Origin of the sequence: Kocuria palustris (assembly GCF_007666205.1) — a bacterium.
In the GTDB taxonomy this organism is placed as follows: domain Bacteria; phylum Actinomycetota; class Actinomycetes; order Actinomycetales; family Micrococcaceae; genus Kocuria; species Kocuria palustris_A.
In genome coordinates, this window is the sequence record NZ_VDOR01000013.1 from 1 (window position 1) to 13,114 (window position 13,114).

Here is a 13,114-nt window from a genome sequence, read left to right on the forward strand (position 1 = left end):
GCCGATTGCTCACCGTTTCAGCGCTGAAACGGTGAGCAATCGGCCGCTCGTGGGGTGGGAGGGCCATCAGCGGCCGCTCGCGGGGAAACGGGGGGGGTGAGGAGGGCGTCGTGGTGTCCCCCCCCTCCCGCGACGCAGCGGTCAGTCGCGGCGCTCCGGGCTGCGGCCCGGGTCGCTGGGCACCAGGCGGTTGACGATCGCGCCCACGATCATGGCGATCACGACGACGGCCGCGATGCGCAGGATCGGGCTCTGCACCCCGCCGAGCAGGAGGTTGGCCACCACCAGGGTGACGATGACGGTGATGACGGTCGACAGGATTCTCATGTCGTCACTGTCCCATGTCGAGGCGGCCCGCCCCGATCAGCGGGCCAGCGCCTCGCGGATCGGAGTGTCCCCGCGGCCGAACTCGATGAACTTCCCGATGGTCTCCGGCATGTCGAGGGCGTCGACGATGGTCTGGGCGACATCGCTGCGGGAGACATTGCGCTCCCCGTCCGGACCGGGCGACTCGCGGTCGCCGCCGAACTCCTCGATGGGCCCGAGGCCGATCGTGCCGGCCGGCTCGTCGTCCGTGAGGTAGCCGGGGCCCAGGATGGTCCAGTCCAGATCGGAGCGCCGCAGCATCTCGTCCGCCTCGGCCTTCGCCTGGACGTAGGGGTAGAAGCTGTCGTCCTCGGACAGGCCGTGCTCGAGGGCGGAGCCCTGGTAGGACACCATGACGTAGCGCTTCACGTCGGCTCGCTGGGCGGCATCGACGGAGCGCTGGGCGGCGTCGCGATCCACGGCGAAGGTCGTCTCAGCCCCGGCCCCGCCTGCACCGGCGGCCCACACGACCGCGTCGTGGCCGTCGACGGCGGCATCGATCTGCTCGGTGCTCGCGTCCTGAAGGTCCAGGACGAGCGGGGTCGCACCGGTCGCCTCGATCTCGCCCTTCTGCTCGGCCGAGCGGATCACGGCGGTGACCTGGTGCCCGGCGTCGGTCAGCTTGCGCTCGGCGATCATGGCGACGGCGCCGTGGCCGCCCAGGATGACGATCTTCGACATGGCTCCTCCTCGGGATGCTGGTGCTCACGGGAACCGGGGCCCGGGGCGGCGATATTCCGCGGCGCTCGCCGATTCCCGGGGGCGCACGACGGCTGCGTCGGCGGGGCTGATCAGCAGGCCCCGCCGTTCTCGCTCCGGCTCGAGGAGAGCTCCAGGCTGAACACGAGGCCGGCTACGGCGACGCCGAGGCCGATGAGCAGTGCGGGCGGCGGCCCGAACCATCCGGCTGACGGGCGGCGCGAGCTGTGCACGGCGACTCCTCCGATCGGGGCCGCCGAAGCGCGGCACCCTCAGCGTACGGCCGAGTGATACAGAGCATGTCCTATGACGCGATGCAGCGGGAAGCTCGCGTCGGCCGCCCGCAAGCGGCCGCAGCTCAGTCGACCTTGACCTCGGCCATCTCGCCCCAGTCGGAGGCGCCGATCTGCTCGGAGATGATCTGCGGAGTCGCGCGCAGATACTGCGGGAACTCCTGCTGCATCTTCTTGAAGTGCTCGGACTCGACGTGGGCCTCCGCGGCGTCGTCGTCGAAGCCCTCGACCAGGACGAAGTCGTTGACGTCGTCCACGGAGCGCGACCAGTCGAAGAACTTGTTGCCGGGCTCGGCACGTGTGGCCTCGGTGAACTCACGGGAGATCTCCGTCCACTGCGCGGAGTGCTCGGGCTTCACGGGGAACTTCACGACGATGAAGATCATGGGGAGTCTCCTTCTCGATCGATGGGGGATGAGTCAGCGGGTCACGCTATCGCGCCCGGACGGCTCTGTCGGCGGCATGCTCAGCCGATCGCGCACCGAGGGGTCGATCCCGGCCATGACCTGGTCCGCGAGCACGAGCAGGCCGATCTCGGAGCCTGGGCGGCCGATGAGCTGGATGCCCATGGGCACCTCCGCCCCCGAGACCTCGGAGCGGACGATCGCGGTGGGCACCACGACGGCGGGCAGCCCGATCACGTTGATCAGCGAGGTCCACGGGGTGTACCGGCACTGCCGCTCGTAGTCCTGATCGGCAGAGGCCGGATCCGAGGGGTCGTACCCTTCCCACCACCAGCCCAGCGGTCTGGGGGTCTGGGCCAGGGCCGGGGTCATCAGCACGTCCCAGCGGTCCCAGTCCTGCAGCAGGCGGCGCTCCATGTCCCGCAGGGTGCGGATCGCGGTGGCCAGCTGCGTGGCCGTGCGCTGCGAGGCGCGTCGGCGGTACTCCTGCGCCAGTCCCGTGAGCAGCGGCTCCTGCTCGGGCGACAGCGGGGCGGCGCCCACGGAGGTGGTCCACAGCTGGAAGAAGGCGTCGGGATAGGCGGGGTCGTGGCGGACGTCGGCGTCCTGGGCCCGGTGCCCGGCCGCCCGGAGCACGTCGACGCCGACGCCCAGCGCCTCCCGGGCCTGCGGCGACACCGGGGTGGGATGAGCGGCCTCGAAGGCCGAGGCCGTGCTCACGCCGATGGACAGCGCACGGGCGCCCCAGGGGCGCTCGCCCTCGCGGCCCCGACGCACTGCGTCGAGGGCCGGCCCGGGCGCGGCGTCGTCCGCCGAGGGCGTGCCCCACAGGTCCCGGGCCGCGGCGGCGCCGGGGGAGACGACGGGCCGGTAGGAGCGGTTGTCCCCGGGGACTGAAGGAGCCGGCTGGGTGAGGCCGTCGTAGAGCAGAGCAGCATCGACAGCGCTGCGGGCGATCGGACCGGTCACGGCCAGCATCCCGTGATCGCGCAGGCCGTCCCCGGTGGGCACGGTCCCCCGCCCCGGCTTGAGCCCGATCAGCCCGCAGGCCGCCGCGGGGATGCGGATCGAGCCGCCGCCGTCGGAGCCCACGAGGGCCGGGACGATGCCCGCCGCCACCGCGGCCGCCTGACCGCCCGATGAGCCGCCCGGCCCGGCCGAGGGATCCCAGGGATTGCGGGTGGAGGGGCCCAGCAGGTTCTCGCTGTAGCAGTTGAGCCCGAACTCGGGGACCTGGGTCTTGCCCAGCAGCTGGGCGCCGAGGCCGCGATGCAGCGCGGCGACGTCGTCATCGGCCTCGGCGATCGCGGCCGAGGCGGGGCCCTCCGGGGCCAGCGCGCGCGAACCGGAGGTCGTGGGCTGCCCCTGGACGTCGTGGAGGTCCTTGAGCGGCATGGGCAGACCGTGCCATCGGGCTCGCTCCGAGGCGGGCAGCGCGTCGAGCTGCGCTGCCCGGTCTGCGACCCGGTCCTCGGGCTCCAGGTGCACGAAGGCGCCCAGGGCCGGGCCCTCCTCCGGGGACTCGGCGGCGCGGGCGCGTGCGAGGGCCCGGACGGCGACCTGGCGTGCCGCGACGCGGCCGCGCCGCAGATCCTCCTGCAGCGCGGCCGCATCGGTCAGCGCAGCGCTCAGCTCCACGGGCTCTCCATGCCGATGTACTGGACCTCGGTGTACTCCTCGATGCCCTCGGCGCCGCCCTCGCGGCCCATGCCGGACTGCTTGATGCCGCCGAACGGGGTGGCCGCGTTGGAGATCACGCCGACGTTGAGGCCGAGCAGGCCGAAGTCCAGGCGATCGCCGATGCGGTGGGCGCGCTTGAGGTCCTCGGTGAAGACGTAGGAGGCCAGGCCGTACTCGGTCGAGTTCGCGAGCCGGACGGCGTCGTCCTCGTCCTCGAACGTGAGGATGGGCGCGACGGGGCCGAAGATCTCCTCGCAGGCTGCGCGGGCGTCGCGGGGGACGTCTGCCAGGACGGTGGGCGCGTAGAAGTAGCCCTCCTCTCCCACGCGCTCGCCTCCGGTGAGCACCTTGGCGCCGCGCTCGACGGCGTCGTCCACGAAGGCGGCGACGGACTCGAGGGCCTTCTTCTCGATCATGGGCCCGACCTCCGAGCCGTCCTCGAGGCCGTTGCCGACCTTCTTGGCCCCGATGGCCTCGGCCAGCCGGCGGCCGAACTCGTCGGCGATCGAGCTGTGGACCAGGATGCGATTGGCGGAGGTGCAGGCCTCGCCCATGTTGCGCATCTTGGCGGCCAGCGCCCCGGCCACGGCCTTGTCCAGATCGGCGTCCTCGAAGACCACGAACGGGCCGTTGCCGCCGAGCTCCATGGAGGTCCGCAGCACGTTCTCCGAGGCCGCGGCCAGCAGGTTCTTGCCCACGCCGGTCGAGCCGGTGAAGGACACCTTGCGCAGGCGGTCGTCCTTCATCAGCGGCTCGGAGATCGACGACGCCGAGGCCGAGGGCACGACGCTGAGCACGCCCGCGGGCAGGCCGGCGTCGAGCATGATCTGCGCGAAATGCAGCGAGGTCAGCGGGGTGAGCCGGGCAGGCTTGAGCACCATGGTGCAGCCGGCGGCGACGGCCGGGGCGATCTTCCGCGTGGCCATGGCCAGCGGGAAGTTCCACGGGGTGATCAGCAGGGCCGGGCCCACGGGCTTGTGGCGCACGATCATGCGCAGGCTGCCCTCCGGGGTGTCGGCGTAGCGGCCGTAGTGGCGCGGGGCCTCCTCGGAGAACCAGCGCAGGAACTCGCCGCCGTAGGCGACCTCGCCCAGGGCCTCGGCGAACGGCTTGCCCATCTCCAGGGTCATCAGCAGCGCGAGGTCCTCCTTGCGCTCCTGGACGAGGTCGAAGGCGCGGCGCAGGATCTCGGCGCGCTCGCGGGCGGGGGTCCGCGCCCACTCCTCCTGGGCGGCCGACGCCGCATCCAGCGCGGCGACGGCGTCCTGCTCCGTCCCGGAGGCCACGGCGGCGAGCGTCTGGCAGGTGGCCGGGTTCTCGACGTCGAAGGTCTCCCCGCCGGAGGCATCGCGCCAGGTGCCGTCGATCAGGATCCCCTTGGGGGTGCGCTCGAGCAGGTCGCGCACGATCTCCTTGCGCTGCTCGGGAGAGGCGTCGGTGAAGGAGGACTGCGAAGCGGTCATGGAAGAGCTGCCTTTCGGAGACGGCCGAGCGCGCGATCCGACGGACGTGCCGGGACGGGGCTCTGCGCGGTGGGGTCTTCTGGTGTGTTCCCGGTCTCAGCCTAGGAAGTCGGGCCGACATCGCAAGGGCCGACGAGCGCGGCGGTCATCCCCTGATCTCGGAGGGATCGATGGGCTCGGCGGCGGGGCCGTCGGCGTCCGAGTCCACGTCCTCCGGGCCGAGCGACGCGTTCTGCCAGCTCAGCGCCGTCCACGAGTCCCCGTCGCCCTCGACCACGACCACCCCGGTGTTGCCCAGGCCCTCGCGGGCCACGTAGGCCGCGCTGAGATTGCCGCAGCGCGCTGCCGCCCACGCGCGGATCATGGCCCCGTGCGAGAACAGGGCCGCGGTGCGCACCCCGGAGGACAGGACCTCCTGGACGACCTCGTCGAAGCGGCGGAGCACGTCGTGGCCGTTCTCCCCGGAGCCGGGGACGCTCTGATCCATCCCGCCGCTCGACCACCCGAACACGGTGCTCAGGTACAGCTGCGCGGACTCGTCGTCGCCGGCCATCTCCAGATCCCCGGCCCGGATCTCCCGGAGGCCGGGGCGGATGCTCGGCTCGAGTCCCAGGGCGTCGGCCAGCGGCTGAGCCGTGAGCTGCGTGCGGATGAGGTTCGAGACCCAGAGCGATTCGATCCCGGCCCCCGACAGGGCCTCCGGCAGCGCCTCGGCCTGCTCCCGGCCCAGCTCGGTCAGACCAGGGCCGGGCTCGGCGGTGTCGAGCAGCCGCTCGACGTTCGACGGCGTCTGGCCGTGGCGGATCAGGTAGAGCCTCATGGTCGATGCGGTCCTCTCGTCGAGTCGGTCCGCAGCCCACTCTAGGGACAGCTCCGATCCCGGCGTCAGCCCCGATTCCCGGGCCGATTCCGGTCCCGGCTCCGGGCCCGCAGGGCGGCCTGGAGCTGCTCCTCCGCCTCGGGGCCGGGCCGGATGCCGCGGGGGATGCGCAGCATGAGGATCACGCCCGCGGCGATCCACAGACCGAGCATGACGTAGGACTGCCAGGCCAGGGTCACGGAGATGGGAGTGAGGCCGGGGACGTACAGCACGAGCAGGATCGCGCAGAGGACGGCGGCCACGGAGCCGATCACGACGCCGCCGCGCCCCTGGCCGCCGATGCGCAGCGGCCGGTCCATGTGCGGCTGGTTCCGGCGCAGGAGCACGAACGTGACCGCCACGAGGCCGTAGGTGAGCACGATCATGGGGGAGCTGGCATCGACCGCCCACTCGAGCATGGGGGCGCCGAAGAAGGGCGCGAGGGCCGAGAGGATCCCGATGAACAGCAGCGCGTTGACCGGGGTCCGGTGCCGGGGGTGCATCCTCCCGAACCACGCGGGGAGCATCCCGGAGTTCGCCATCGCCCACATCAGCCGCGAGGCCCCCATGAGGAAGGCGATCCAGGACGTGATGATCCCGGCCAGCCCGCCGGCGATCACGACCTTGCCCCATACGGCGCTTCCCGTCAGCGCGGCGAACGCATCGGCGGTGACCAGCTGGAGCCCGCCGAGCTCGGAGGCGGGCAGCGCCATGGACGTGCTGAAGATGATGACGACGTAGAAGGCCACGGCCATGAGGACCGAGACCACGACCAGCCGCCCGATCCTGCGAGGCGGGATGTCGATCTCCTCGGCGGACTGGGGGATGACGTCGAAGCCCACGAACAGGAACGGCACCGCGCCCAGCACGGCCACGAAGCCGACGGCGCCGCCGGTGAACAGCGGCTGCGTGTTGGCGAGGTCCCCGCCGATCGCGCTGCCGCCCAGCAGCAGGACCGCCATGAGCAGGAGGAAGGACACGACCCAGGTCTGGACCATGCCGGCGAGCTTCACCCCGCGGATGTTGATCCACATGATCAGCAGCGCCGCGATCGATCCGACGAGCGCCCAGGTCAGATGGACGTCGAAGCCTGCGATGCTCCACAGCCGGATCTGCTCCAGCTGCGGGAAGATGTAGGCCGCGGTGGTGGGGGTCGAGACCGCCTCGAAGAGCACCACGGCGATGTAGCCGCCCGTGATGGCCCACGAGCCGAGCATCGAGATCCGGGGCCCCATCCCGCGCAGCAGGTAGTTGTGCTCGCCGCCGGCCTGCGGCATGGCCGCCACCAGCTCCGAGTACACCAGGCCGACGAGCGCCATCAGGATGCCGCCGGCGATCATGGCCAGCACGGCGCCGAGGGTTCCTGCGCCCTCGATCCAGCCGCCGGTCAGGGTGATCCAGCCGAAGCCGATCATGGCGCCGAAGCCGATGAAGAGCGCGTCCAGGGAGCCGAGGGCCTTGACGAAGGGGCTCTCGTGCTCGGAGGTCGTCTCCGGGGTCTGGGTCACGGCTGTCTCCTGGAGCTCGGGCGGGTGTGAGATCACGCACATTACCCAGTCCGCCGAGAGTGAAGCGGCCGCCGCTCCCATGGACTCCTCCGGCTGCGCTCCCTAGCGTGAGCACCATGACTGATTACGCCGTCGTGAATCCCGCCGACAACCAGAAGGTGCGCGACTTCGAGGCGCACACCGATGATCAGATCCGCCAGATGCTCGACCGCGCGCAGGAGGCCCAGCGCGGCTGGGCCGAGACCCCCATGCGCGAGCGCGCCGAGTCGATGGCCGCACTGGCCTCGCTCTACCGCAGCCGCAGCCGGGACCTGGCCTCGACCCAGGCCCGCGAGATGGGCAAGCCGCTGAGCCAGGGCATGGCCGAGATGGAGCTCGTGGCCAGCATCTACGACTACTACGCGCAGAACGCGGAGTCGTTCACGAAGCCCGAGGAGTACGAGGCCAGCACCGGCGGCATGGCGCGCGTGGAGCTGCAGCCCACCGGCACGATCCTCGGCATCATGCCGTGGAACTACCCGCACTACCAGGTGGCCCGCCTGGCCGCGCCGAACCTGATGCTGGGCAACACGATCCTGCTCAAGCACGCCGCGATGGTCCCCGAGTCGGCGCAGGCCCAGGAGGACCTCATGCGCGAGGCCGGGTTCCCGGAGGGCGTCTACCAGAACCTGTTCGCCTCGAACGAGCAGATCTCCGAGATCGTGATCCCGTCGCCGGTGGTCCAGGGCGTCTCCGTGACCGGCTCGGAGCGGGCGGGCAAGTCCGTGGCCGCGACCGCGGGCGCGAACCTCAAGAAGGTCGTGCTCGAGCTGGGCGGCTCCGACGCCTTCATCGTGCTGGACGACCAGGACATCGAGCGCGTGGCCAAGCAGGCCGTCGCGGCTCGCGTGGGCAACAACGGCCAGGCCTGCACGAACTCCAAGCGCTTCATCGTGGTGGAGGAGGCCTACGACGCCTTCGTGAAGGCCTTCGCCCAGAAGATGGCCGACATCGAGTTCGGCGATCCGCAGGACGAGGGCACGTTCCTCGGCCCGCTGGTGACCACCTCCCACCGCGACGAGCTCGCCGAGCAGCTGAAGGACGCCGTGGACAAGGGCGCGACCGTCGAGGCCGGCGGCCATGTCCCGGACCGCGACGGCGCCTGGATCGAGGCCACCGTGCTGACCGGTGTCACCCCGGACATGCGCGCCTACTCCGAGGAGCTCTTCGGCCCGATCGGCGTGGTCTACAAGGTCCCCGACGCCGCCGCGGCGATCGAGCTGGCCAACGACTCCCCGTTCGGCCTCGGCGGGATCGTCTTCGGCTCCGACGTCGAGAAGGCCACGGAGGTCGCCGAGCAGATCGACACCGGCATGGTCTACATCAACGGCCAGGCGGAGACCGTCCCCGACCTGCCCTTCGGCGGCGTCAAGCGCTCCGGCGTGGGCCGTGAGCTCGGCCCCTGGGGCATGCGCGAGTTCGCCAACGTCAAGCTGGTGCACACGCCCACGGCGTGAGCGCCCGTCCGCCCCTCCCGGCCCCGGTCCTGCTCAGGACCGGGGCCGGGCCCGTCCGCGGTCGGGCGCCGCAGGACCGGGCGCCCTGTGCCGTCGGGGCGGCGGATTAGGCTGGAGGGACGACGACGGCCCCGCCCGTCGCCCGCGAATCCTGCGCCGCAGGGCCCCGCGCCCCGGTGCCGAACGAACTGGAGGCTCCTCATGGACAACGTGGACAACCTGCCCAACGCCGACGTCAGCGAGATCCCCGAGGACGCCAGGATCCTCGACGTCCGCGAGGACTTCGAGTGGGAGGCCGGGCACATCGACGGCGCTCAGCACATCCCCCTGGGGGAGCTCTCCGCCCGCTACGGCGAGGTCCCCGTGGACGAGGACGTCTACGTGATCTGCCGCTCCGGGGGCCGGTCCCTGCGCGCCACGTCGTTCCTGGCCCAGAGCGGCTTCGACCCCATCAACGTGCTCGGCGGCATGGGCGCATGGGCCGATGCCGACAAGCCCATGGTCTCGGAGACCGATGACGCCCCCACGGTGAAGTGACCGCCCGCGCTTCATGACGATCGCCTATCTGGGTCCCGCGGGGACCTTCACCGAATCCGCCCTGCGCCAGATCGAGCCCGATGCCGCCCGGCATCAGCCGGTGGCCTCGGTCCCGGCGGCACTGTCCGCCGTGCGCGGCGGCAGGGCCGAATCCGCCGTCGTGCCGATCGAGAACTCCGTCGAGGGCGGGGTGACGGCCACGCTGGACGCCCTGGCCGCGGGTGCGGAGCTGCGGATCCGGGCCGAGATGCTCGTGCCGATCCGGTTCGCCCTGGTGTCGCTGCGGCCCAAGGAGCTCTCCGAGGTCCGCGCCGTCTCCACCCATTCGCATGCCTGGGCCCAGGTCAGGGGCTGGGTGGACGAGAACATGCGGGAGGTCGAATACATCCCGGCCTCCTCGACCGCCGCCGGCGCCCTGGGGCTGCTGGCCTCGGGCGATCAGGCGGGGTACGACGCCGCGATCTGCTCGCCCGCGATCGTCGCCGCCCATCCCGAGCTGGCCGTCCTGGCCGATGACATCGGGGACAACCGCGCCGCCGTGACCCGGTTCGTCCACGTCGCGGAGCCGGGCAGCCCGCTGCCGGAGCGCACCGGATCGGACCGCACCACCCTCGTCATCCCGCTGTGGACCGACCGCGCCGGGGCGCTGCTGGAGATCCTCGAGCAGTTCGCCACCCGGGGCGTGAACCTCTCGCGCATCGAGTCGCGCCCCACGGGCAACTCGCTGGGGGAGTACTTCTTCTCGGTCGATCTCGACGGGCACATCCTGGACGAGCGCGTGGCGGAGGCCGTCATGGGCCTGCGCCGCATCTGCCCCACCACCCGCTTCCTCGGCTCGTACCCCAAGGCCGAGACCGGGCTCGCCGACGTGGAGAGCCGCCACACCGACGGCGCCTTCCGCCAGGCCCGGGACTGGGTCCAGGAGCTGCGCGCCGGCCGCTGAGCCGACATGCCCCTCCGGTGCCGGGCAGACCGCTACGGTGTCCCCGACGGCGCTCGACCACGGGCGCCCGGAGGGCGAAGGAGCCGCGAGATGGTCGAAGAGCTCGAGGGCTGGGAGCAGACCCTCACCGCAGGACCGCTGCTGCTGATCGCGGCCGCCGCGATCGCGGTCCTGCTGCTGCTGATCATCAGGTTCAAGATGCATGCCTTCGTGGCGCTGATCGTGATCAGCTTCCTGACGGCGGTGGCTGCGGGCATCCCGTTCGAGGCGGTCGTGCCCGTGATGCTCGACGGCTTCGGGAGCACCCTCGCCAGCGTCGCGCTGCTCGTGGGCCTGGGCGCCATGCTCGGGCGGCTGATCGAGACCTCCGGCGGCGCGCAGGTGCTCGCCGAGAGGCTGATCTCGATCTTCGGGGAGAAGCGCGCGCCGCTGGCGCTCGGCGTCGCCTCGCTGCTCTTCGGCTTCCCGATCTTCTTCGACGCCGGCCTGGTCGTCATGCTCCCCGTCGTCTTCGCGGTCGCTCGGCGCCTGGGCGGGTCCGTGCTGCTCTACGCGCTGCCATCGGTGGGCGCGTTCTCGGTCATGCACGTCTTCCTGCCGCCGCACCCCGGCCCGGTCACGGCCGCTACCTTCTTCGAGGCGAACGTCGGGCTCGTCCTGCTCGTGGGCCTCGTGGCGGCGCTGCCGGCCTGGTACCTGTCGTCGTACCTGTTCGGGAGGATCGCGGGGCGCCGGATCGACCTTCCGGTGCCCACGATCCTGGGCGAGGCCGAGGCGGTGGAGAACCCGCCGCGGACCGGCACCGTCGTGCTCATCCTCCTGCTGCCGATGCTGCTGATCTTCCTCAACACCGGTCTGTCCACGCTGGTGGAGTCCGGGGCCATTCCCGAGGAGGTGGGCTCGCAGGCCTGGTTCCAGCTGCTCGTGTCCCTCGGCGCCACGCCGGTCGCGCTGACCATCTCGCTGCTGGCCGCCGCGCTGCTGATCGGCCGGGCCCGGGGCGTGAGCGGCAGCGCGATCGAGAAGACCTTCGAGTCCGCTCTCGGCCCCGTCTGCTCGGTCATCCTCATCACCGGTGCGGGCGGCATGTTCGGCGGAGTCCTGCGCAGCTCGGGCATCGGCGATGCACTGGCGCAGGTGCTCACGGACCTCGGCATCTCCGTCATCCTCGCGGGCTTCATCATCGCGGTGATCATGCGCGTGGCCCAGGGCTCCGCGACCGTCGCGCTGACGACCGCCGCCGGCCTGATCGCGCCCGCCGTGATGGCGGGCGACTTCAACGGCCTGCAGCTGGCCGCCCTCGTGATCGCGGTGGCCGCCGGCTCGGTGGCGCTGTCGCACGTCAACGACTCCGGCTTCTGGCTCGTCGGCCGGTTCCTGGAGATGGACGTGCGCACCACGTTCAAGACGTGGACGGTGCTCGAGACGATCATCGCGGTGGTCGGCTTCCTCGCCGCCCTCATCGTCTTCGCGCTGGCGAGCCTCCTGTAGCGACGGCGTCACCCGCGTCTCCGTCGTCTCCTGCGACTCCCGCGACCGGCCGATTCCTCACCCCACCCATCGCGAGCGGCCGATAATCCACTTCTCCTCCCGCGAGCGGCCGAAGAGTCACCTCTCCTTCCGCGACCGGCCGATTCCTCACCGTTTCACGCTCGAAACGGTGAGGAATCGGCCGGTCGCGGGAGGGGCGCGTTGGTGCGGTGAGGAAGCGGCCGCTCGCGGCGGAGGGGTCAGTCCTTGTCGTCGTGCTCGTGGTCGCGGCGGTGGAGGTGGAAGTCCGCCTGGATCGCCGGCTCGCTGTCCGGATGGCGCTGCTGCGTGTCCTCGTCGATCAGATCGAGCGAGCCGCGGACCATCGTGGGCGGCACGCGCAGCTCGAGGGACTTCGGCATGATCTCGGCCTCGAAGGCGACCACGTGCCCCACCGGGTCGCCGTCGAGCTCGCCGCTCGTGGGCTGGGCGAACTCGGCGCGCAGCTTCCGGCACTCGTAGTGGTCCAGCTCGGGCAGCTCGTGGCGGTGCTGGGTGATGACCTTGCCGGCCAGCCGCATCCAACCGAGAAGGTTGCGCGGAGCGATCACGACGACGTCCATGCTGCCGTCGTCCAGCTTGGCGCCGGGGACCAGCACCAGCCCGCCCGTCAGCGTCCCGCAGTTCGCGGCCATGATCGAACGGAGGCGGCGCGACTGCCACGGCCCGTCGTCGAGGCTGAAGCGGGCCCAGACCGGGGCCATCAGGACGCGGCGCATCCCGGCCTCGCCGTAGGCCATCCACCCGATGCGCTTCTTGAGCCGGTCGCTCGTGTGCTCCATGATCTCGGCGTCGAAGCCGACGCCGCCCATGACGCACAGCATCTTCTGATCGACGGCGCCGTCGTCGGACTCGGTGCGGAACGAGACCATGTCGATGAGCTTGTTCTCGCCGAACAGCGCGACGTCGACGGAGTGGTGGATGTCGTCGAGATGAGCGCCGAGGTTCCGGGCCAGCAGATTGCCGGTGCCCATGGGGATCAGCCCCAGGGGGGTCCCGGTGCCGGCGAGCACCTCGGCGACGGTGCGCACGGTGCCGTCGCCGCCGGCGGCCAGCACGACGTCCGCGCCCCAGTCGAGGGCGTCGCGGGTCATGGAGGTCCCGGGATCCTCGATCTTCGTCTCGAAGAAGCGCGGCTCGGGCCACCCGGCCTTCCGGCAGGCGAGCGTCGTGTGGTTGATGGCGTCGTCGGAGCCGTCCTTGGACGGGTTCACGATGACGGCCACATGCTGGACGCGGGGCTGGTCCAGGGATTCGGGCACGGGCGGGCTCCTGGGAAGGGGTCGCGGGAAGGGCACGGGATCGTGCGGACCGGGCGGGTGCCCAGACGCGGCGA

The 13,114-nt window shown here is 71.5% G+C and carries 12 protein-coding genes; 4 read left to right on the forward strand and 8 right to left on the reverse strand.

Features of this window, described 5'->3' with window-relative positions; all coding sequences use genetic code 11:
• Nucleotides 1-141: 141 nt before the first annotated feature.
• The 7 genes from FSY66_RS10655 to FSY66_RS10685 all read right to left on the reverse strand — a co-directional run bounded on the left by FSY66_RS10655 (nucleotide 142) and on the right by FSY66_RS10685 (nucleotide 7,272).
• Complete coding sequence (locus tag FSY66_RS10655) at nucleotides 142-327, reverse strand: hypothetical protein (protein ID WP_144794750.1); 186 nt, start codon at nucleotides 325-327, stop codon at nucleotides 142-144.
• 36 nt (nucleotides 328-363) lie between these two features.
• The gene (locus FSY66_RS10660) at nucleotides 364-1,047 is read right to left on the reverse strand and encodes an SDR family oxidoreductase (protein ID WP_144794752.1); all 684 of its coding nucleotides are present in this window, start codon (nucleotides 1,045-1,047) and stop codon (nucleotides 364-366) included.
• A gap of 376 nt (nucleotides 1,048-1,423) precedes the next feature.
• A complete protein-coding gene (locus FSY66_RS10665) occupies nucleotides 1,424-1,744 on the reverse strand; it encodes a putative quinol monooxygenase (RefSeq protein ID WP_144794755.1) in 321 nt (106 codons plus the stop codon).
• Between the two features lie 33 nt (nucleotides 1,745-1,777).
• On the reverse strand, nucleotides 1,778-3,400 hold the full coding sequence (locus tag FSY66_RS10670; RefSeq protein ID WP_144794757.1) for an amidase: 1,623 nt from the start codon (nucleotides 3,398-3,400) through the stop codon (nucleotides 1,778-1,780).
• Nucleotides 3,391-4,905 (reverse strand): NAD-dependent succinate-semialdehyde dehydrogenase, encoded by a 1,515-nt coding sequence (locus FSY66_RS10675; protein ID WP_186304547.1) that lies wholly within the window; start codon nucleotides 4,903-4,905, stop codon nucleotides 3,391-3,393. Before FSY66_RS10675 ends, FSY66_RS10670 begins: the two co-directional genes overlap by 10 nt.
• Before the next feature lie 145 nt (nucleotides 4,906-5,050).
• On the reverse strand, nucleotides 5,051-5,725 hold the full coding sequence (locus FSY66_RS10680) for a histidine phosphatase family protein (protein WP_144794759.1): 675 nt from the start codon (nucleotides 5,723-5,725) through the stop codon (nucleotides 5,051-5,053).
• Between the two features lie 65 nt (nucleotides 5,726-5,790).
• Nucleotides 5,791-7,272 (reverse strand): APC family permease, encoded by a 1,482-nt coding sequence (locus FSY66_RS10685; protein ID WP_260853653.1) that lies wholly within the window; start codon nucleotides 7,270-7,272, stop codon nucleotides 5,791-5,793.
• Nucleotides 7,273-7,388: 116 nt separating this feature from the next.
• On the opposite strand from FSY66_RS10685, the gene FSY66_RS10690 reads away from it, so the two are divergent.
• The 4 genes from FSY66_RS10690 to FSY66_RS10705 all read left to right on the forward strand — a co-directional run bounded on the left by FSY66_RS10690 (nucleotide 7,389) and on the right by FSY66_RS10705 (nucleotide 11,739).
• Nucleotides 7,389-8,768, forward strand: a complete 1,380-nt coding sequence (locus tag FSY66_RS10690) for an NAD-dependent succinate-semialdehyde dehydrogenase (protein WP_144794763.1) — start codon at nucleotides 7,389-7,391, stop codon at nucleotides 8,766-8,768.
• A 201-nt stretch (nucleotides 8,769-8,969) separates the two neighbouring features.
• A complete protein-coding gene (locus FSY66_RS10695) occupies nucleotides 8,970-9,305 on the forward strand; it encodes a rhodanese-like domain-containing protein (RefSeq protein ID WP_144794765.1) in 336 nt (111 codons plus the stop codon).
• A 13-nt stretch (nucleotides 9,306-9,318) separates the two neighbouring features.
• On the forward strand, nucleotides 9,319-10,248 hold the full coding sequence (pheA, locus tag FSY66_RS10700) for a prephenate dehydratase (RefSeq protein ID WP_144794767.1): 930 nt from the start codon (nucleotides 9,319-9,321) through the stop codon (nucleotides 10,246-10,248).
• Between the two features lie 90 nt (nucleotides 10,249-10,338).
• On the forward strand, nucleotides 10,339-11,739 hold the full coding sequence (locus FSY66_RS10705) for a GntP family permease (RefSeq protein WP_144794769.1): 1,401 nt from the start codon (nucleotides 10,339-10,341) through the stop codon (nucleotides 11,737-11,739).
• Nucleotides 11,740-11,978: 239 nt separating this feature from the next.
• Here the strand turns inward: FSY66_RS10705 and FSY66_RS10710 are convergent, their stop codons facing one another.
• Nucleotides 11,979-13,040 carry a diacylglycerol/lipid kinase family protein gene (locus FSY66_RS10710; RefSeq protein ID WP_144794771.1) on the reverse strand — a complete coding sequence of 354 codons (1,062 nt, stop codon included), beginning with the start codon at nucleotides 13,038-13,040 and terminating at the stop codon, nucleotides 11,979-11,981.
• Between the last annotated feature and the right edge of the window lie 74 nt (nucleotides 13,041-13,114).

Coding starts and splice junctions, on each gene's coding strand:
- FSY66_RS10655 (WP_144794750.1), bottom strand. CDS start 327: ATGAGAATCCTGTCGACCGTCATCACCGTCATCGTCACCCTGGTGGTG.
- FSY66_RS10660 (WP_144794752.1), bottom strand. CDS start 1,047: ATGTCGAAGATCGTCATCCTGGGCGGCCACGGCGCCGTCGCCATGATC.
- FSY66_RS10665 (WP_144794755.1), bottom strand. CDS start 1,744: ATGATCTTCATCGTCGTGAAGTTCCCCGTGAAGCCCGAGCACTCCGCG.
- FSY66_RS10675 (WP_186304547.1), bottom strand. CDS start 4,905: ATGACCGCTTCGCAGTCCTCCTTCACCGACGCCTCTCCCGAGCAGCGC.
- FSY66_RS10680 (WP_144794759.1), bottom strand. CDS start 5,725: ATGAGGCTCTACCTGATCCGCCACGGCCAGACGCCGTCGAACGTCGAG.
- FSY66_RS10690 (WP_144794763.1), top strand. CDS start 7,389: ATGACTGATTACGCCGTCGTGAATCCCGCCGACAACCAGAAGGTGCGC.
- FSY66_RS10695 (WP_144794765.1), top strand. CDS start 8,970: ATGGACAACGTGGACAACCTGCCCAACGCCGACGTCAGCGAGATCCCC.
- pheA (WP_144794767.1), top strand. CDS start 9,319: ATGACGATCGCCTATCTGGGTCCCGCGGGGACCTTCACCGAATCCGCC.
- FSY66_RS10705 (WP_144794769.1), top strand. CDS start 10,339: ATGGTCGAAGAGCTCGAGGGCTGGGAGCAGACCCTCACCGCAGGACCG.